Raw genomic sequence first — 20,234 nt, 5'->3', positions numbered from 1 at the left:
CTGCTGTCAACCGTGAGAAGGTTGGGCCAAGTTCGTTCGATTATCGCGTGCGCCACGCCGCCGCCGATGCGGCGATCAGCATCAGCAATGCTGCGACCATTGCGCAGGTGGCAAAACCAAAGCTGGTGTAGAGCGGCCCGAAGCTGGTGGTGCCGACAAAGACCGCTAGGTAAGTCACCGCGCTGTTCAGGCCCATGATCGTGCCGCGCCGCGACGGATCGAGTGCAGACAGGCGCATCACCAGGACATTCAGGCCGAAATGATTGGCCAGTCCCCAGATGGCCACCATGGTCAAGGTCAGCCCGAAACTGCCGCTCGTCGCGGCCATCGCGACGTAGACCACCGCAACCAGAAGATAGGCAAACGGCATGACGCGCCGCGCACCCAGTCTGTCGATGACGCCGTCGAGCAGAGCAGCGGTGCCGAAGCCTATACCGTAGGCAAGCGCCGCCAGGCCATTGGCGCTCACCGGCTGTCCAAGCCCGACATGAAGATGGTCGCCGAGATAGCCATAGACGCCGTAGAAAGAAGTCATGAAGGCGGCGCACGCGACCAGCAGCGGCAGGATTCCGGGAATGCCGAGCGCTTCCAGCGGGGCGGGCGCCGGTCCGGCCTTCCTGGTGTCGCTGAGCGACGTCGCCGTCAGCCCCATCCATGCAAGGGCCGCAAGCACCGCGACCGCTGCGAAAACGGCGCGCCAATGCACAAGATCGGCAAGCACGGCCGAAAGCGAAACGCCGGCCACCATGCTGAGCGTCCATCCGGTCAGCACGACGCCGATCGTGCCGCTCTCCCTGCCCGGTGGGGCGATGGCCGCGGCGCTGGCATAGATCGCGGGCATGGCGATGCCGGCAGCGATGCCGGCGAGTAACTGTGCCGCGACCAGCATGATCACCGTGGGTGCGACGGCACTCGCAACCAGCGCCAGTGCCAGCAGCAACAAAGCCCCCTGCAGCATCCGGCGGGCGCCGAGCCGGTCGATGTAGCGGGCCAGGAACAGGGCGCTTGCGGAGGTGCCAAGGCCGAACGCTGCCGCCGCAATCATCACGGCCGGCACGCTGGTGCCGAACGACGAGGCGACAGCCGGTGCAATCGGACCCAGCACTAGCGAGTTCGAGCCGATGACGGCGATGCAGCCCGTCAGCAGATAGGCAAGCGCCGGGATCGGGGCTCGGGCAGTCAATGGCGCAACTTGATCAATGTTCGACATATCAGCATAATGGCCGTATTCTATTCAGCGGAGAACCAGGAATTTCGCCATGGATGAAGAAACAGATGGCATTCTGCAGAACAGGCCCGCGGCCCGCGATCTCGACGCGATAGACCGAAGAATATTAGGTGTCCTGGTCGATGACGCCACGATCAGCTACGCCGAACTCGGCGATCGCGTCGGCTTGTCGCCACCCGCAGCGCATGAGCGGGTCAAACGGCTCCGTCGCAGCGGCGCCATCCGCAACACAGTCGCCATAATCGATCCCCGGGCGGTGAAAAAGCCTTTGCTTGCCTTTGTCCATATCGACACCAGGGGCTGGGGAAAGACGCCGGAACTGATGGCGGTCTCCCAATATCCCGAAGTCGAGGAGATCCATACGGTCGCCGGTGATACCTGCATGCTGCTGAAGGTCCGCACGGAAGACACCAGAGCACTCGAAGGCCTTTTGGCGCGCCTGTACGAAACGCCGGGGGTCACCTCGACGCGCAGCTATGTGGTGTTATCGACCTATCTGGAGCGGCCGGTGCAGCCGGGCATTACCGAGACATGGCCGACACCGAAGCATATGGCCGAGCCTCTGTACTAGGGACGTGGGCTACGCCCGCTCGGGGAACATCGCCTTCAATCCCTCGCGCGATGCCTTGGCAACGCCGCGCTCGGTGATCAAGCCGGTGACCAGCCGCGCCGGCGTCACATCGAAGGCCGGGTTGGCCGCAGGCGTCGTCTCCGGCGAAATGCGCACCTGGGCAATCTCGCCGGCGGCGGTCTTGCCCCAGACCAGCGAGACCTCGTCGGCCGAGCGCTGCTCGATCGGGATCTCGGCCAGTCCGTCATGCACGGTCCAGTCGATGGTCGGCGACGGCAGTGCGACATAGAACGGCACATCATTGTCGGCGGCGGCGAGCGCCTTGAGATAGGTGCCGATCTTGTTGCAGACATCGCCGTCGGCCGTTGTGCGGTCGGTGCCGACGATGACCATGTCGATTGCGCCGCGCTGCATCAGATGGCCGCCGGCATTGTCGACGATCAGTGTGTGCGGCACGCCGTGCCCGGCCATCTCCCAGGCGGTGAGCTGTGCGCCCTGGTTACGCGGCCGCGTTTCATCGACATAGACATGGACCGGAATGCCGGCTTCTGTGGCCAGGTAGATCGGCGCCGTGGCGGTGCCGTAGTCGACCGTGGCCAGCCAGCCGGCATTGCAGTGGGTCAGGATGTTGACCGGTTCGCCCTTCTGCTTGCGCGCCGCGATCGCCTTGATGATGGCAAGACCGTTCTCGCCGATGGCGCGATTGAGACCGACATCTTCGTCGGCGATCTCACTGGCCCGCCGATAGGCAGCTTCGGCGCGCTGTTCCGATGGCACGGGGCGCAGGAAGCGCCGCATCTCGTCGAGCGCCCAGCGCAGATTGATCGCCGTCGGCCGCGTCTCGTGCAGGGTCTCCCACACGGCATCGAGCGCTGCATCCGACGGATCGTCAGCCATCTGCATGGCGACGCCGTAGGCAGCGGTGACGCCGATCAGCGGCGCGCCGCGTACCCACATGTCGCGGATGGCGGTGGCGATGCCGTCGACCGTGCCGATCGTCTCGATGCGGAAATCGTGCGGCAGCCAGCGCTGGTCGATGATATCGACCGAACGGCCGTCGTCGCTCAGCCAGATGGTGCGATAGTGGCGGTCGCCGACGTTCAAATGCTGCTCTCCTGTTCGATCAGCGCGGCCAGTTGGTTGACCTCGTCGATGCTGTGGATCTGGCGCCGGTTGACGGCGAGGTGACGGCCGAATTTCAGCGCCTTTGCCTCACAACTGGCGCGCAAATCCTCATCGGCAATGGTCTCGAAATCGGCATTGTGGGCGAGGCCGAGGATGCGCCTGTGCACCTCGATGCCGGCAAAGCCGAGCAGATCGGTCCACATCTGGTGCAGAACATGGTCGAGCGCCTGCTCGGCACCGAGCTTGTCGCCCTGATCCTCGAACAGGCTCTTTTGGTAGAGCATGCCGGAGCGCTCGGTGCGCCATAGATGCGAGAATTCGGCGCGGAACACTGACCATGTCTCGACCGTCACACCGAGCATATAGGCGCGCATGGCGTCGCGCTTTCCCTCCTCCTCGTGGCCGCGTTGCGAGAAGAACGACATCCAGAAATTAGCAAGCAGCATGCCGACGTCGAAAGCCATCGGGCCGTAGAAGGCGAACTCCGGATCGATCATCCGGGTTTCGCTGTCGGTGACCATGATCGAGCCGGAATGCAGATCGCCATGCAGCAGCGTTTCGGCATTGGCGGCGAAGATGTGCTTCAGCCGCTGCGCCTCGACCTTGAGGTCGCGGTCGGCGCGCAGATCGGCGACCAGGCCGTCGAGCTGCGGCGAGGTGTGCCGGTTCATCTTGGCGTCGAAATAGGGGTCGGAAAACACCAGGCTCTCGGTGATGTCGCAGAGCTCGACATTGTCGGCGAACAGCGCCAGATCGGCCTTGCGGTCCTTGGCGGCCATATGGAGGTCGGAGCCGCGAAACAGCGTCCGGGCCATGAACAGGCCGATATCCCGGGCAATGTTCGGCAGCTGGCGGCCGTCGATCAGGGCGCGGCGCAGGATGATGTGCGGCGGCGCAAGATATTCCATGATGATCAGCGCCTGGCCTTCATCGAAATAATGGATTGCCGGCACCGAGCCTGGCGCGCGCGCCTCTTGCCTGGTCAGCGCGTGATATTCGAAGAAGGAGCGCTTCAACGGCAGCGGCCAGCTGTCGCCGACCAGGCGAACATAGGGCAGGGCCTGCTTGACCACGGCTGCACCGCTGGCGCCCTCGACAATGAACACCAGGTTGAGATTGCCGTCGCCGACCTCGCGAACCTTCCAGGCGCCAGTGTCCTTGCCGATCTTCGCGCATAGCGCCTCGTTGCCGCCAAGGCGTGCAGCCAGGGTTTCGACCGATAGTGCTTCGAACGGCAATTTTTCAGTCATCGTCATCCTCCCGCTTATGCGCTCCGAACATAACGGAGGCGTGGCGGCTGGGCCAAGCTAGGAAGCGATCTGGCAATTGTCAATCGTGTTGACAATTGCCGATGCAGCCCATAGCGTCATGTCAGGGAGGAACGCATGGTCGGCAATGCCGTGTTCCGCGTAGAGGGACTGAGGAAATCCTTTGGCCATAACGAGGTGCTAGGCGGCGTCTCGGTCGAATTGCATGCCGGCGAAGTCACCGTGCTGATGGGCGCCAACGGCGCCGGCAAATCCACCCTCGTCAAGATCATCTCCGGTGTCTACGAACGCGGCGGCGGCACGATGGCGCTCGCCGACCAGGATTTCGCACCGAAAACCCCGGCCGAAGCGATCCGCGCCGGCGTCGTCACCGTGCACCAGAATATCAACGACGGTGTCGTCGCCGACCTCGACGTCGCCACCAACCTGACCCTCGACCGGCTGAGCGGCAGCGGCGCGCCGACCCTATTCAACCCAATGCGCGTGCGGCGGGAGGCCAAGGCGGTTGCCGACCGCATGGGGCTGGCCATCGATTTGAAGGCGCGGGTGAGCGATCTGTCGCTGGCCGATCGCCAGATGGTGGCGATTGCCCGCGCGCTGGCGCACAAGCCGAAAGTGCTGATCCTCGACGAGCCGACCTCATCGCTGTCCAGCGCCGAGGCCGACCGGCTGTTCGCGCTGATCGACAGGCTGCGCGAGCAGGGCGTGGCGATCCTCTACATCTCGCATCGTATGTCGGACATCAGGCGGCTGGCCGATCGCATCGTCTCGATGCGTGACGGGATCATCTCAGGCATTTTCGACAAGAAACCGCTCGACTATGAAGGCGCGGTCAACGCCATGCTCGGCCGCAAGATCCATCTCGACCAGATCGTCGTCAGGAATTCGGCCAAGGGAGTCCTGACGATCGAGGGTCTGCGCATTGCGCCGGGCGCCCGGCCGATCTCGCTGACGCTCGGCGACGGCGAGGTCGTTGCCATCACCGGCCTCGTCGGCGTCGGCAAGACGGCGCTTGCCGAGACTCTCTTTGGCGTGCGCCAGCCGCTCGCCGGTACAATGACGCTGAACGGCAGGCCTTATGCACCTGAAACAGCCGGCGAAGCGATCGCTGCCGGCGTGTTCCTGGTCGCCAAGGACCGCGGCGAGAATGGCATCGTCCAAGGCTTCAACATCCAGGAAAATATCAGCCTGCCGTTTCACAAGCGCATGTCGCGCTTCGGCATCCTGAGGCGCCGCCTCGAACGCACCACGGCACGCCGGCAGATCGAGGAACTGAGCATCGTCTGCCGTTCCGAGAAGGACGAGATGTCGGAGCTGTCCGGCGGCAACCAGCAGAAGGTGATGGTCGCCCGCTGGATGGCGCAGGAGGCAAGGCTGTTCATTCTGGATGAGCCGTTTCAGGGCGTCGATATCTCGGCCCGGCGCGACATTGCCGCCAAGCTCAGGGCCAGTGCAAACGGACGCGCCACGCTGCTGTTCGTCACAGAACTCGACGAGGCCCTGGAGACCGCCGATCGCATCCTGGTCATGTCGGAACAGACCATCGTCGGCGAACACCGCAATGCCGATGTCGATCTCGACCGCCTGCTGGCCGAGGTCGCCGGCGGGCCGCTGCACAGTGCGGCCTGAGCGCGGGCGATAGGAATTGGAATGGAGAGAGCATGGGTTCGGGTTGGGTAAAGACGGCAGCAGCGCGCGGGAGCGCCGAATGACATTGCGCGACCACGCCATCCGCTACGGGTTCATCGTGCTCTTGTTCGGGCTCGTCGCCTATTTCTCGATCGCCGCCGACGGTTTCGTTTCGCCGCAAAGTGCCGTCTTCATCTTCCAGTCGGTCGCCATCACCGGCGTGCTGGCGCTCGGCGTCACCGCCACGTTGGTTGTCGGCGGCTTCGATCTGTCGATCGGCTCGGTCGCTACATCAGCCATGATGGCGGCCGCCTACGTGATGGTGGTGCTGGAGCAGAACGCCCTTGTCGCGGTCGTCGTCTGCCTGCTCATCGGCGCCATTGTCGGCCTGATCAATGGCTGGCTGATCGTCTACATGCGTGTGCCCGATCTGCTGGCGACGCTCGGCATGATGTTCCTGCTCGTCGGCCTGCAGCGCATTCCGACAGAAGGCCGCTCGATCGCCACCGGCATGACCATGCCGGACGGTTCGGTCGCCAACGGCAAATTCTCCGATGCCTTCCTGGCGCTCGGCCGCCACCGCTTCGACTTCTTCATCCCGAACCTCATTCCGGTGTCGGTGGTGGTGCTGCTCGTGCTCGCCGTGCTGATCTGGTTCTTCCTCGAATACACCCGTTTCGGCCGCATGATGTATGCCGTCGGCAGCAATGAGCGCGCCGCCGAACTCGCCGGTGCGCCTGTCAAGGCATACAAGATCTGGGCCTACGTCATTTCAGGAGTTTTTGCCTCGATCGGCGGCATTTTGCTCGCTGCCCGGCTTGGACGCGGCGACATCGCCTCGGGTAATAATCTGCTGCTCGATGCGGTCGCCGCGGCACTGATCGGCTACGCGGTCCTAGGTGCCGCCAAGCCGAACGCCTTCGGCACTGCCATCGGTGCGCTGTTCGTCGGCATCTTGCTGCAAGGCCTGACGATGATGAACGCGCCTTACTATACGCAGGATTTCGTCAAGGGCGTGGTCCTGGTCGTCGCCCTTGTCTTCACCTTTGCGCTTTCAGGCAGAGGCAGGAGGTAGCTTTCGACCGGAACAGGATTTCGAGTTCAACAAGAGTGGAGGAAAACAAAGTGAGCATTACAAGAAGACTTCTGGGGAAGGTGGCGCTCGGATTGGCCGGCGCAACCATGCTGATGCAGGTCCCGGCTTTTGCCGCGGACAAGCCGGCGCCTTTCGACAAGCCCGGCGTCAAGATCGCGCTGGTGCGTTATCTCTCGACCGGCGACTTCTTCCAGGCCTATCTCTCGGGCGTCGAGGCACAGTCGAAGGCGCTCGGCATCGACTTGCGTGTCCTCGACAGCCGCCAGGATGCCGCCCTTCAGTCCGACATGGTCGATCAGGCCATCGCGCTTGGCGTGCAGGGCATCATCATCCAGCACGGCCTGACGGAATCGATGAAGGACGCCGCCCAGCGCGCGGTCGACGCCGGCATCAAGGTGGTGGCGTTCGACGTCAATGTCGAAAATCCCAAGATCCCGCAGATCGAACAGTCCGACCGCGACTTGGCGCGCCTCGCGCTCGAGCAGGCTGTCAAGGACAATGGCGAGAGTTGGAATGCCGGCTATGTCTATGTCGCCGGCATCGCGCCGCTCGATCGTCGCAACGAGACTTGGGTCGACGTCAAGAAGAAGTATGCCGGCATCAAGGAAGTCGCGATGTTCGGCACGCTCGACAATCCGATTGCCAACTCCGTCGCCAACCAGGCGCGTTCGGTGCTGACGGCGCATCCCGACATCAAGGTGATGTTCGCTCCCTATGACGAATTCGCCAAGGGCGTGAAGATCGCTGTCGACGAAGCGGGCTTGAACAAGGGCATCAAGATCTATTCGGCCGATATCTCGACGTCCGATATCGCTGCGATGCGTGAGCCCGACAGCGCCTGGGCCGCGACCGCCGCGACCAATCCGGCTGTCGTCGGCCAGGTCTCGGTGCGTGCGCTGGCGCAGTTGCTGGCCGGTGAAGATCCCGGCCACAACGTCGTCGTGCCGCCGACGCTGATCACCCAAAAGGACCTCATCGACAAGGACATCAAGAACATGGAGGACCTGTCGGCCAAGCTGCCGCAGTTCGCCCATGCCGATGTCGCGATGCCGGCCTGGATGCCGAACCCGAACGCCAAGTAGGTTTCGCTATCGAAGGCCGCCTGCAGCCGCTTGCTGCAGGCGGCCTTTTTGCTGAATATCTGCAGCCGGCGCCAGGCTCCGGCCCAAGGTACGGTGCTTATATGGAAGTCCAGGCGGCAATCGAGGAAGACCTGTCCGGCGCCGTCGCCGGAACCTTGTTTCGATGCCCGCAGGCCACCACCGGTGTCGTGGTGTTGGGTGGGTCGAGTGGCCGCATCGATGTCGGGCGCGCACGGCTCTTTGCAAACCAGGGTTCGTCGGCCCTTGCCCTGCGATGGTTTGGCGGTGAGGGACAGCCTCCTGGAATATGCGAAATTCCCCTCGAAACCTTCTTTGCGGCGACCGACTATCTCATTGGAACGGGATGCCACCGCATCGTCTATGTCGGCACATCCAAGGGTGCCGAGGCCGCATTGTGCGCAGCGGTCCATGATCAGCGTGTCAACGCTGTGGTCGCGATCAGCCCGTCATCGGTGGTTTGGGGAAATATCGGCGCGGGCCGGGATGGCTTCAGCTGGCCTGAACGATCCTCATGGTCGCTCGACGGTATTCCCCTGCCATTCGTGCCGACAGATCCGGATTGGGCACCCAAGCAGGTGGATGGTCTGGTGTCTTACAGCGGGTTATTCGAACGCAGCATGAAAACCTTCAAGCGGGAGGCGAATGCCGCGACCATTCCCGTGGAAAAGATATCGGCCGAGATTGTGCTTGTCGCGGGTGGCGACGATGCGCTGTGGCCCTCCCTATGGTTCGCGGAAGAGATTGTCCGGCGGCGCGGCAAAGCCGGCAAGGTCACCCACCTCGTTTCATTGCCGGATGCGGGGCACCGTATTCTCTTGCCGGGGGAAACCACGCCGCGCTCGGTGTCGCATGAGCATGGCGGCAGTGACGAGGCTGATTCGAGGCTGGGAACCAGGGCCTGGAAACACATTCTAGAGTTGCTGTAGCAGGGGTTTCGCGGCGGCCGAAGGATGCTGGTCGTTCCAGAAGTCGAGCACAGTCGAGATTATTGCCTCCGGCGCGTCTTCCTGAACGAGATGTTTGGCATTTGGAACTGTGATGAACGGCGCACCGGGGATGCGGCGCGCCAGTTCTCGCCCGTCGTCGAGCGGAATCCACTCGTCGTCTTCACCCCACAGGATCGTCACAGGGCAACGTATCTCGTCGTACCGCCACTCGACCTCTCGACTGTACTTGTCGTCCATCTGTGCGATCTGACGCCAAAAAGCCTTCTGTCCCTCGTCTCCAAGCCATGGCTGCAGATAGAGCTGCATTTCGTCCGCGCGCAACGCGTTCGCGACAGAGCCGCCGATATAGGCGCGAAGCATGGCTTCATGGATATAGGCCGGCAGACCGGCAAACGCTTTCTCGTGTTCTTTTGCCGCTTGAACCAAGGGCGATCCCTGAGGGCTGATCGCGACCGGATCAATCAGCACCAGAGAGCGATAATCGAGCCCGTTGAGCAGGTGGCCGCGCAACGCGACGGAGCCGCCGAAGTCATGCGCCACGATGTCGGGCCACTCCAGCTCCCAGTGAGCGTAGAGCGCCGCGAACAACTCGTTTTGAAAGCCGCGCGACACGTCCGCGTCGGGCTTGGCGGATTGCCCGTAGCCGAGCATGTCGAAATAGTAGATCCGGCGCCGTTGCCCGAGCCAAGCTGCAATCCGCCGCCATTCCACCGACGAGAACGGGGGTACCATGAAGCAAGACCGCCGGCGGCCCGTCGCCGATCGTTCCCCATGCGATCGGGTGACCCGAAAAAATAAAGCGTTCGGGCAGGGACCAGTCATCGGTTGGCATGAGGGAACTCCCGGCAACAATTTAGCTGCTTGACCTTGCTCGATCTCAATGGCCGGTCGGGTCGAAAGTTCCCAACCGCCCCTTCTCGAGCAAGCTTCGGAGTTGCACCGCACCTTTCGTCTGGACGGATCTCTACGTCAGCGCAACGCTGCCGCGATATTACCGCCGTCGACGGTCGTCACATCGGCGGTGGTGCGGTCGGCCAGCGCGTGATGCAGGAAGGCCTGCGCCACGTCCTGCGCCGTCACTTCCTGGCCGAGCAGATTGCCGGACATGTAGTCCTTCTCCGACACGCCGCGCGCGCCTGAGCGGCTGGCGATCATGGCGTCGGTCAGAAGCCCCGAGCGGATGCGGTCGGCGTTGACGGCGTTGGAGCGGATGCCATGCGCGCCATAGTCAAGCGCGTATTGCCTGGACAGGAACAGTGTCGCCGCCTTCGGCACGCCATAGGCGCCGAACTTCGGGCCGGGGTTCACCGCCTGTTTGGAGGTGTTGAACAAAAGCACGCCGCCTGTGCCCTGCTCGAGCATGATGCGCACGGCATTCTGCGCCACCGATTGGTGGGCGAAGAAATTGAGCTCGAAACTCTTGCGCAGGAGTGCGTCGTCGAGCTCGCCGATGCGGCCTTCCCAGGCGGCGCCGGCATTGGAAACCAGGATGTCGACACCGCCGAACACGGCGACCGCCCTGTCGAAGGCGGCACGCACCTGCGCCGGGTCGGTGATGTCGGCGGCGACGCCGATCGAATTGTTGCCGGCTTTCTTCGCCGCATCGGCAGCCTTTTCGGCGTCGAGATCGACGACGACGGCATGGGCGCCATTGTCGGCGAACAATTTGGCTGTCGCTGCACCGATCGCGCCGGCGCCGCCGGTGATCAGCACCACCTGGCCAGTCAGTGGCTTCGGCTTGTTGGAGGCGAGCTTGGCCTGTTCCAGCGACCAGTATTCCAGCGGGAACAGATCGGCCTTGGAGAGCGGGTGGAAACGGCCGACCGCCTCGGCGCCGCGCACCGCCTCGATCCACATCTCGCCGACGTCCGAGGCGATCTTCGCGTCCTTCAGCGTGCGGCCATGGCCGAACATGCCGAGGCCCGGCACCAGCGTCAGCCGCGGCATCTGGTCGAGCATGGTGCGCTTGACGTCGTCGAGCGCATCATTGGTTTCGAAATAGGCGCGATAATCCTTGGCGAACGCGTCGACATGGCTCTTGATCACCGCCTTGTAGTCGCCGGCCTTGTCAGCATCGGGCGCCGGCAGCGCCATTGGGCCGGTCTTGATGCGGATCGACAGATCCGGTGTCGACACGCCGCGTCCGGCATAGTCGGCGATCTCGGCCGAATTGATGAAATCGACAATTGCCGGCGAAGTGCGGAAATCGCTGACCATGCGGTCGAAGCGGCCTTCGCCGCGCGCCACCGCCACCGCACCACGCAGCATCGGCGCGATGGACGCCGGTGTCGCGAGGCTTGCCGGCAAGGCCGCCTTTGCCGCCTTCGGCTTGCCGCTTGCGGCAATGAAGTCCTCGGCGACATTCACATAGTGGATCATCCGGTCGTAGGCCTGTTTGGCGTCGTCGCCGAAGGTGAAAATGCCGTGCTTGTCCAGGATTAGGCCTTCGACATCAGGGTCGGCGTCGAAGATGTCGGCCGCCGCCTTGGCGAGGTCGAAGCCGGGCATGATGTAAGGCACATAGCCCATCTTGGCGCCGAAAACCGTCTTCACCAGAGGTTTGGAGTCCTCCTGGTCGACGATGGCGAGGATGGCGGTCGAGTGCGTGTGGTCGACGAATTTGTGCGGCAGGAAGGCATGCAGCAGCGTCTCGACCGACGGGTTGGGCGAGGACGGATCGATGAGGTTGACGCGTTGCAGGGCAACCATGTCCTCGTCGGCCAGCCTGTTCAGCGCGCGCGCCTTGAGCAACGGCTTGAGCTTGACCGCCGGCAGGCCCTGCGGCTCGATGACGCCCATATCCCAGCCGCTGCCCTTGACGCACAGCACGTCCCACTGGTCGCCGACGAGGTCGGTTGCCGTCGTCTTGCAAGAGGTGTTGCCGCCGCCATGCAGGACCAGCCGTGGTTCGCCGCCGAGCAGCCGGGTCGTGTAGACGCGCAGCGCCAGGTCGCGGCCGACACCCTTTTTCGCGTAGTCTGCGACGAGATTTTCGGCTGCTTCGTCATTCCACAAATTCTTCATGTTCGCTTCGTCCGGTTGCTGTCTTTGTTGGTGAAACAGGATTGCCGCGACGCTTTGATGACAATGCGCCGGCAGCGGAGAGGAGGATTTCTAGGAGGCCTTTTCTATGGTGGCAGCCGCATGGTCCAGGAGCCGCTGCGCCATGTGCGCGCCGACCACCAGATGCGTGCAAAGGCCGCCGGCGATCGCCGCGAGCAGCGGTTCGAACTTGCTGTCCTCCTGCACCACCACCAACCGCCTGGTGATGGCGCGCAGCGAGGCAAGTTCGGCGGAGATCACCCGGCGGTTATAACCGCAGCCGAGCACCTTGCCTTCGGCGTCTATGATCTGCCCGGCAATCACGCCGGCAGCGCCTTGGCTACGCAAATCCGCCATTTCGTTTGGCGTCAGCGCGCCGCATTTGACCAGATGGCTGTCGGCGTCGACCGCGCCGACCGAGTATAACGCCAGGTCGCATTCGCTGACACCCGACAATTGTTCCCGGATCACCGGCTCGGCACGCAGCGCCCGCGCGAGTTCTTCCGTCGACAGCACCAGCGGCGCGTAGAAATTGAGCCCCTTGGCGTTGAGCCGCCGCGCGATTTCCATGGTGCATTGGTCGGGGCGATAGGAATAGGGCGCGCCGAGATTGCCGCAGAGCTGCACCACCGTGACATCCTGTAGATCGGCATAGGACATCACGTCGGCGATCATATAGACGGTGCGGCCCCAGGCGACGCCGATGCGGTCGCCCTTCTTGACCAGTTCGAGAAAGACGCTCGCCGCCAGCACGGCGATTTCCGTCGATGGGTCGGCAATATGATCATTCTCCGGCGCGATCCAGACGGCGTCGAGGCTCAACGCATCCTCGAGCTTGCGCGCCAGCACGTCGTCGGTGAAAAGCTGGGTCGAGGTCGAGATGTTGACGATGCCGGTCTCGCGCGCCTTGCGCAGATACATGGCGACCGAGGCACGGGAAATGTTAAGCTGGCTCGCCACCTGGTCCTGCCGCAGGCCATGGGCATAGTAGAGCCAGGCGGCCTTGTGGATGAGTTGTTCTGCCGGTCGGATCGCCATGCCGTCTCCTCGGCTGACATTATTCACGGCTCTCGACAAAAGTCAAACTGGGCAGAGGTATGCGATACTCCCGCTTACGCCGAATCTGGTTCATCATTGTGCCAAATGCGCTCTCTCGTGGCATCGTTTGTGGTGACGCGGCCCGAGCCTGTGATTAGAACGTCTGAAAGAAACCGCGGGGGGAGCATGGGATGGGCAGTCCTTACGAACAGGATCTCGACAAGAACGCGGCCAACCATCAACCGCTGACACCGCTCACCTATCTTGAGCGCGCGGCCAAGACCTATCCCGACCATGTCGCCATCATTCACGGCCGCCAGCGCATCGACTATCGCACTTTCTGGCATCGGTCGCTGAAGCTTGCCTCCGCGCTCGACAGGCGCGGCATCGGCAAGGGCGACACCGTCACCGTCATGCTGTCCAACACGCCGCCGATGCTGGAGGCGCATTTCGGCGTGCCGATGACCAAGGCGGTGCTGCATTCGCTCAACACCCGCCTCGATGCCGCGGTCATCGCCTTCCAACTCGATCATGCCGAGACCAAGGTGCTGATCGTGGACCGCGAATTCTCCGGCGTTGTCAGGCAGGCCCTGGAACTGACCGAGGTCAAGCCGCTGGTCATCGACTATGACGATCCCGAATACGCCGACGACGCGCCGTATCCGAAGGGCGAGCGGGTTGGCACGCTGGACTATGAGGCATTTATCGCAGGCGGTGATGAGGATTTCGCCTGGTCGATGCCCGACGACGAGTGGGACGCCATCTCGCTCAATTACACTTCCGGAACGACAGGCAATCCGAAGGGCGTCGTCTACCACCATCGCGGTGCCGCGCTGATGGCCTACACCAACACCATTCATGCGGGCATGGCCAAGCACGCCGTCTATCTCTGGACGCTGCCGATGTTCCACTGCAATGGCTGGTGCTTTCCCTGGACGCTCGCCGTCCAGGCCGGCACCCATGTCTGCCTGCGCTGGGTGCGGCCGAAGCCGGTCTACGATGCGATCGCCGATCACGGCGTCACCCATCTGTGCGGTGCGCCGGTGGTGATGTCGGTGCTGATCAATGCCAGGGACGAGGACAAGCGCGAATTCCCGCAGACTGTCACCTTCAACACCGCCGCAGCTCCGCCACCGGAAGCCGTGCTGTCCGGCATGGCCGATGCCGGCTTTGCCGTCACCCACCTCTACGGCCTGACCGAGACTTATGGCCCGGCGGTCGTCAACGAATGGCATGGCGCCTGGGACGATCTCGAAAAGGGCGAGCGCAGCGCCAGGAAGGCGCGGCAGGGCGTGCGCTATGCGGCGCTCGAAGGCCTGACCGTCATGGATCCCGAGACGATGCGGACGACACCGGCCGATGGTGAGACCATCGGCGAGGTCATGTTCCGCGGCAACATCGTCATGAAGGGCTACCTGAAAAACCGCAAGGCGAGCGACGAAGCCTTCGCTGGGGGCTGGTTCCATTCCGGCGATCTTGGCGTCATGCACCCCGATGGCTACATCCAGTTGAAGGACCGCTCCAAGGACATCATCATCTCCGGTGGCGAGAACATTTCCTCTATCGAGGTCGAGGACGCGCTCTACAAGCACCCGTCGGTTGCCTCTTGCGGCGTCGTCGCCAGGCCCGACGACAAATGGGGCGAGGTGCCTGTTGCCTATGTCGAGCTGAAGCCCGGCAAGGCCGCGGCCGAAGCCGAGATCATCGATCACTGCCGCGCGCTGCTTGCCCGGTTCAAGGTGCCGAAGGCGGTCATCTTCGCCGAAATCCCGAAGACCTCGACCGGCAAGATCCAGAAATTCCGGCTGCGCGAGATGGCGAGGGGGACTTAAGCCTCGTCGCTGCTCTCCTCCAGTTACGACCTTTGCGATTAGGCAAATCCTCCGCGACTTTCGTCGGTTCCCTGTCACCATCTGTCACCATTCGTACGTGTACACCGAATCCGCATTGACAGGTCGCTCTTTTCAATTTACGAGTGACGAAAATCGAAATTCATCACTCGTAAATCGATAGAGGATCATGTCCGAAGCCGCCACCATAGTCGCCGAAGCCGCCCGACAGGAAAATGTAACGCGCATTCTCGATTGCGCCGAGCGCCTGTTCCGGCACTATGGCTACGGCAAGACCAATGTCGCCGACATCGCGCGTGAGCTCGGCATGTCGCCCGCCAACATCTACCGTTTCTTCGCCTCCAAGGTCGAAATCCACCAGGCCGTCTGCGGCCGTATGCTCGGCGCCAGCTACAAGATGGCCTACGAGATTTCGCGCCTGCCGATCAGCGCCGAGGAGCGGCTTCGGCGTTACGTGCATGCGCAATACAAGATGACGATGGAGGTCATGCTCGACGACCAGAAGGTCCACGAGATGGTCATCGTCGCCCTCGAACGGGACTGGGGTGTGATCGACAAGCATGTCGACAGCATCCACGACCTGTTTGCGGAGGTGATCCGCGACGGCATCGAGGCCGGTGAGTTCAGACAACAGGACCCGGTGACCGCGTCGCGCTGCTTCGGTGCCGCAACCGTCATCCTGTGCCATCCGCAAATGGTGGCGCAGTGCCTTGCCAAGACCAACCGGGCGATGCCCGACGATCTGATCGACTATGCGATCAGAGCTCTGAAGTAATAGCCCCCGCCAGCCGGTTGTCGACCATTCATCTCCAGTCGGAGTACCAAGATGTCTTTGTCCAATTCCATCCTTCGCAAGCTGCCAGTTGCCGGCCTGATCGTCGCCACTCTCGGGCTTGCCGGCTGCAGCCAGGAAAAAGCCGAAGTCAAGGATATCATCCGTCCCGTCAAGGTTGTCGAGATCGCGAAGGTGCACGACACCCGCACGCTCTCCTATTCCGGCTCGGTGCGAGCCCGCACCGAGAGCGCTCTGGCGTTCCGCGTCAATGGCAAGATCACCGAGCGCCTCGTCGATATCGGCCAGCATGTGGCTGCGGGCGATGTGCTCGCCCGCATCGATCCCATTGACTACGACCTCTCGGTCAAGAGCGCGCAGGCAGCGCTCGATGCCGCCGAGCGGCAGGTCGAGACCGTGGAGCTTGCCCGCAAGCGAGCCGAGCAGCTTTTTGCCAAGAATTTTGCCCCGAAATCACAACTCGAACAGGCGACCTTGACCTATGACCAAGCGGTCGCCACCCGTGATTCCGCCCTTTCGACACTTGCTCAGGCGAAGAACCAGGTCGGCTATACCGATCTCAAGGCCGACAGGGATGGCATCGTCACCACGGTCAGTGCCGACGTCGGCCAGGTCGTCGGTTCCGGCACGCCGGTTGTCACTGTCGCCGTCGACGGCGAGAAGGAAGTGCTGATCGCCGTCCCCGAAATGGAAATCGCCGAATTCAAGCCGGGCAAGGCAGTCAAGGCAGGCTTCTGGTCAGACGATGCGCTGGCGCTCGATGGCAAGGTCCGCGAAGTCGCCGGTAGCGCCGATCCGCAGTCACGCACCTTTGCCGTCCGCGTCAGCCTGCCAAACGATCCGCGTGTGCTGCTCGGCATGACCGCCAGCATCGAAGCCTCGGCGGCCAATGAGCGGCAGCTGGTCTCGATCCCGCTGAGCGCATTGGCCGAGCAAGGCACCCAATCGATCGTCTGGACCGTCGATCGTGGCGCCGACACCGTTCATGCCCGTCCGATCAAGGTTGCCGAGTTCGCCGCCGATGGCGTGCGTGTTGCAGAGGGTTTGAAACCCGGCGATGTCGTGGTCGCCGCCGGCACGCAATTCATGACCGAAAACCTGAAGGTGAAGCTCGCTGGTGATGCGGCGCTGCAATCGGCATCCGCGGCAGACGGCGACGCCAAGCAGGTGCGCTGACGACAGACAACCGGCTGCGCGTTCCCGCAGTCGTTGGTTTCCGGGCGGCAGGCGCCCGACCGAGACGCTCGATTGATGTAACCCCCACATCGATCTCGCGTCCCACCGCGATGAGTGCTTCTCCGCTCGGAGAGCCTTGCCGCCCGGAAGCCACTATGAAACCTCGATTTTGATGCGCTAGATAGATGGACCAGCGTCGATGACCAATTCCACGGAAGAGAAGCGGCCCTTCAACCTGTCGCGCTGGGCAATCGGCCATCCCGCCATTGCGCGGTTCCTGTTCGGCCTGATCATCATTTCCGGCGCGCTCGGCCTGATGCGTATGGGCCAGAAGGAAGATCCCGATTTCACCTTCCGGATCATGGTCGTCCAGGCGATCTGGCCGGGCTCCTCGATCAAGGAGATGGAAGACCAGGTCGTCAACAAGATCGAACGCAAGCTGCAGGAAACGCCGCATCTCGATTTCGTGCGCTCCTTCACCCGCGCTGGCAGCGCCATCATCACCGTGCAGATCAAGGGCGACACCAACACCGCCGAGGTGACCGACGCCTTCTACCAGGTGCGCAAGAAGGTGGGCGATATCCAGGGCGACCTGCCGCAGGGCCTGCTCGGCCCGTATTTCAACGACGAGTTCGGCGACACCTTCATCACCTTGCATTCGATCAGCGGCGACGGCTTCAGCTATCCCGAACTGAAGAAGTTCGCCATCCAGGCGCGCGACATGCTTTTGACGACGCCCGGCGTCGAGAAGGCCGTCATCATCGGCGACCAGCCGGAAAAGCTCTATATCGACGTCTCGTCCAAGGCCCTGGCCGAACGCGGCCTGACGCTGACCGATCTGCAGAATGCGATCAAGGGACAGAACAATGTCGACCCGGCCGGCTCCGTCGATACCGGCACCAACTCGGTACGCATCTCCGTCGAGGGCGATGTCGGCAAGGTCGAGGATATCCGGAACCTGCGCCTGCGCGCCGGCGGCCAGGTCACAAGGCTGGGCGACATCGCGACGGTGACCTCGGGGCTGGAAGATCCGTTCCAGCGCAAATACCGCTTCAACGGTCACGACAGCGTGCAGTTGGGCGTCGTCATGGCCAAGGGCTTCAAGGTTACCGACGTCGGCAAGGATGTCGAGGCCACCTACAAGCGCTTCGAAGAGGCGCTGCCCTACGGCGTTGCGGTCGACCAGATCTCCGACCAGCCGGGCGTCGTCACCGATGCGGTGGCCGAGTTCATGCATGCGCTCGGCGAAGCGTTGCTGATCGTGCTCGTCGTCTCGTTCCTGTCGATAGGCTGGCGTTCTGGCCTGGTCATCGCCATCGCCATCCCGCTGGTGCTGGCTGCGACCTTCGCCATCATGTACGAACTCGGCATCGACCTGCAGCGCATCTCGCTCGGCGCGCTGATCATCGCGCTCGGTCTTCTGGTCGACGACGCGATGATCGTCGTCGAGATGATGGAGCGCAAGCTGGAGGAGGGGATGGTCAAGGTCGAGGCGGCGAGTTTCGCCTATTCCTCGACCGCCTTCCCGATGCTGACCGGCACGCTGATCACCACAGCCGGCTTCATTCCGGTCGGCTTCGCGGCCTCGACCGCCGGCGAATATGTCCGCACCCTGTTCTATGTCGTCGGCATCGCGCTGATCGTCTCCTGGTTCGTCGCGGTCTATTTCACGCCATGGCTCGGCAATATGATCCTCAAGCAGCGCAAGCATGCCGGCAGCCATCACGATGTCTTCGACACGCGTTTCTATCGCCGGCTTCGTGCTACCGTCAGCTGGGCCGTGCGCCATCGCATCATCGTCCTGGTGATGACGCTGGTCACCTTCGGCACCAGCCTGTGGGCTTTCCAGTTCATTCCGCAGAACTTCTTCCCGCAATCGTCGCGGCCGGAAATCCTCGTCGACCTTTGGCTGCCGGAAGGCACCAGCATCAAGGAAGTCGAGGCGCAGGCCAAGGCGCTCGAAACCAAGATGATGGACGACAAGGACAAGCGTTTCATCGCCACCTATATCGGCGAAGGCGCGCCGCGCTTCTTCCTGCCGCTCGACCAGCAGCTGAGCAACCCCAACTTCGCCCAGCTGCTCGTCATGGCCAATGACGAACCGGCCCGCGAACGGCTGATCGTCAAGTTGCGCACCGTTCTGGCTGAAGACTTCCCATCCATCCGTGCCAAGGTCGATCGTCTGTTCCTCGGCCCGCCGACCGGCTGGCCGGTGCAGATGCGCGTCATGGGGCCGGATCGCCAGGAGGTGCGCCGCATCGCCGACCAGGTGAAGGCGAAGTTCCGTGAGGATCCGCTGCTTGGCGCCGTGCATGATGACTGGCTGGAGCCGGTTCCGGCGATGAAGCTGGTCATCGACCAGGATCGTGCCCGCGCACTCGGCGTCACCTCGCAGCGCATCCGCCAGATGCTGCAGGCGGCAATGTCCGGCGCGCCGCTCGACGACTTCCGCGACGGCGAGGAGACGGTGTCCATCGTCGCCCGCGAGCCGGATGCCAGCCGCAGCCTGCTGTCCTCGGTCGACTCGGTCTATATCCCGACCGACTTCGGTGGCTTCGTACCGCTGTCGCAGGTTGCCAAGGTGGTGCCGGTGCTGGAGCAAGGCATCGAGTGGCGCCGCGACCGTCTGCCGACCATCAGTGTGCGGGCAACGCTGCCCGACGGCGTGCAGTCCAATGACGTCGTCACCAAACTGTACAAGGATATGCAGGGCCTGCGTGACGGATTGGCGCCCGGCTACAAGGTCGAGATCCAGGGCGGTGCGGAGGATTCGGCGGAAAGCCAGGCTTCGATCGCCGCCAAGGCGCCGATCATGCTGGCCGTCATCGTCGTGCTTTTGATGATCCAGCTGCAGAACTTCGGCAAGGCGATGCTGGTGCTGGCGACCGGTCCGCTTGGCATTATCGGTGCTGCCGCGGCACTCTTGATCAGCGGCGCGCCGTTCGGCTTTGTCGCCATTCTCGGCGTCATCGCGCTGCTCGGCATCATCATGCGCAACTCGATCATCCTGGTCGACCAGATCGACCAGGACATCGCCGCGGGCATGGACCGCTACGAGGCGATCATCGGTTCGGCCGTGCGCCGTTTCCGGCCGATCACGCTGACGGCGCTGACGGCGGTGCTGGCGCTGATCCCGATCTCGCGCGGCGTCTTCTGGGGTCCGCTCGCCTACGCCATGATGGGCGGCATCCTCGTTGCCACGGTGCTGACCATCCTGGTCCTGCCTGCCGGCTACGCCCTGTTCTTCGGCCGGGAGCCGAAGAAGCGCGGGGCGGAGGGGCGGACCGACGATCTGGAACTGAGCCAGGAAGCCGAAAAGCCGCAACTGGCGCTGGCCGCCGAATAGACCGATCCTTTTCACTTTTACG

15 protein-coding genes are annotated in these 20,234 nt (G+C 63.1%); 9 read left to right on the top strand and 6 right to left on the bottom strand.

From position 1 onward, the window contains the following. Positions 1-40: 40 nt before the first annotated feature. Positions 41-1,210, bottom strand: a complete 1,170-nt coding sequence (locus AC0L2U_RS24060; protein WP_128288125.1) for an MFS transporter — start codon at positions 1,208-1,210, stop codon at positions 41-43. Between the two features lie 49 nt (positions 1,211-1,259). Here AC0L2U_RS24060 and AC0L2U_RS24055 point away from each other — a divergent pair, with 49 nt between their 5' ends. Next, on the top strand, positions 1,260-1,799 hold the full coding sequence (locus tag AC0L2U_RS24055) for an Lrp/AsnC family transcriptional regulator (protein WP_127320961.1): 540 nt from the start codon (positions 1,260-1,262) through the stop codon (positions 1,797-1,799). Between the two features lie 9 nt (positions 1,800-1,808). Here the strand turns inward: AC0L2U_RS24055 and mtnA are convergent, their stop codons facing one another. Then, positions 1,809-2,903: an S-methyl-5-thioribose-1-phosphate isomerase gene (mtnA, locus tag AC0L2U_RS24050; RefSeq protein ID WP_128362925.1), complete on the bottom strand. Its 1,095-nt coding sequence runs from the start codon at positions 2,901-2,903 to the stop codon at positions 1,809-1,811. Beyond that, positions 2,900-4,174 (bottom strand): S-methyl-5-thioribose kinase, encoded by a 1,275-nt coding sequence (gene mtnK / locus AC0L2U_RS24045; RefSeq protein ID WP_127398701.1) that lies wholly within the window; start codon positions 4,172-4,174, stop codon positions 2,900-2,902. Before mtnK ends, mtnA begins: the two co-directional genes overlap by 4 nt. A 135-nt stretch (positions 4,175-4,309) precedes the next feature. On the opposite strand from mtnK, the gene AC0L2U_RS24040 reads away from it, so the two are divergent. The 4 genes from AC0L2U_RS24040 (at position 4,310) to AC0L2U_RS24025 (ending at position 8,946) form a co-directional block, all read left to right on the top strand. Then, positions 4,310-5,821 (top strand): sugar ABC transporter ATP-binding protein, encoded by a 1,512-nt coding sequence (locus AC0L2U_RS24040; protein ID WP_292139405.1) that lies wholly within the window; start codon positions 4,310-4,312, stop codon positions 5,819-5,821. 79 nt (positions 5,822-5,900) lie between these two features. After that, on the top strand, positions 5,901-6,896 hold the full coding sequence (locus tag AC0L2U_RS24035) for an ABC transporter permease (RefSeq protein WP_023808756.1): 996 nt from the start codon (positions 5,901-5,903) through the stop codon (positions 6,894-6,896). A gap of 50 nt (positions 6,897-6,946) precedes the next feature. Further along, complete coding sequence (locus AC0L2U_RS24030; RefSeq protein WP_023808755.1) at positions 6,947-7,999, top strand: substrate-binding domain-containing protein; 1,053 nt, start codon at positions 6,947-6,949, stop codon at positions 7,997-7,999. A 101-nt stretch (positions 8,000-8,100) separates the two neighbouring features. Further along, entirely contained in the window at positions 8,101-8,946 is an 846-nt protein-coding gene (locus AC0L2U_RS24025; protein ID WP_127811068.1) for an acyl-CoA thioester hydrolase/BAAT C-terminal domain-containing protein, read from the top strand. Here AC0L2U_RS24025 and AC0L2U_RS24020 read toward each other — a convergent pair. The 3 genes from AC0L2U_RS24020 to AC0L2U_RS24010 all read right to left on the bottom strand — a co-directional run bounded on the left by AC0L2U_RS24020 (position 8,932) and on the right by AC0L2U_RS24010 (position 13,047). Continuing rightward, a complete protein-coding gene (locus AC0L2U_RS24020) occupies positions 8,932-9,699 on the bottom strand; it encodes an alpha/beta fold hydrolase (protein WP_292699375.1) in 768 nt (255 codons plus the stop codon). The genes AC0L2U_RS24025 and AC0L2U_RS24020 overlap by 15 nt on opposite strands. A gap of 237 nt (positions 9,700-9,936) precedes the next feature. Continuing rightward, on the bottom strand, positions 9,937-11,991 hold the full coding sequence (locus tag AC0L2U_RS24015) for a bifunctional aldolase/short-chain dehydrogenase (RefSeq protein WP_128288120.1): 2,055 nt from the start codon (positions 11,989-11,991) through the stop codon (positions 9,937-9,939). A gap of 90 nt (positions 11,992-12,081) precedes the next feature. Further along, positions 12,082-13,047 carry a sugar-binding transcriptional regulator gene (locus AC0L2U_RS24010; RefSeq protein WP_127396099.1) on the bottom strand — a complete coding sequence of 322 codons (966 nt, stop codon included), beginning with the start codon at positions 13,045-13,047 and terminating at the stop codon, positions 12,082-12,084. A gap of 191 nt (positions 13,048-13,238) precedes the next feature. On the opposite strand from AC0L2U_RS24010, the gene AC0L2U_RS24005 reads away from it, so the two are divergent. From AC0L2U_RS24005 to AC0L2U_RS23990, 4 genes are all read left to right on the top strand, one after another. Continuing rightward, the gene (locus AC0L2U_RS24005; protein WP_292655368.1) at positions 13,239-14,879 is read left to right on the top strand and encodes an acyl-CoA synthetase; all 1,641 of its coding nucleotides are present in this window, start codon (positions 13,239-13,241) and stop codon (positions 14,877-14,879) included. 187 nt (positions 14,880-15,066) lie between these two features. Then, positions 15,067-15,672: a TetR/AcrR family transcriptional regulator gene (locus tag AC0L2U_RS24000; RefSeq protein WP_027036073.1), complete on the top strand. Its 606-nt coding sequence runs from the start codon at positions 15,067-15,069 to the stop codon at positions 15,670-15,672. 51 nt (positions 15,673-15,723) lie between these two features. Further along, positions 15,724-16,866: an efflux RND transporter periplasmic adaptor subunit gene (locus AC0L2U_RS23995; protein ID WP_127399315.1), complete on the top strand. Its 1,143-nt coding sequence runs from the start codon at positions 15,724-15,726 to the stop codon at positions 16,864-16,866. Between the two features lie 199 nt (positions 16,867-17,065). Beyond that, positions 17,066-20,212: an efflux RND transporter permease subunit gene (locus AC0L2U_RS23990; protein ID WP_127328496.1), complete on the top strand. Its 3,147-nt coding sequence runs from the start codon at positions 17,066-17,068 to the stop codon at positions 20,210-20,212. Positions 20,213-20,234: the final 22 nt, after the last annotated feature.

The organism is Mesorhizobium sp. WSM4808 (assembly GCF_055811675.1).
This window is presented reverse-complemented; position numbering and strand designations above follow the sequence as displayed.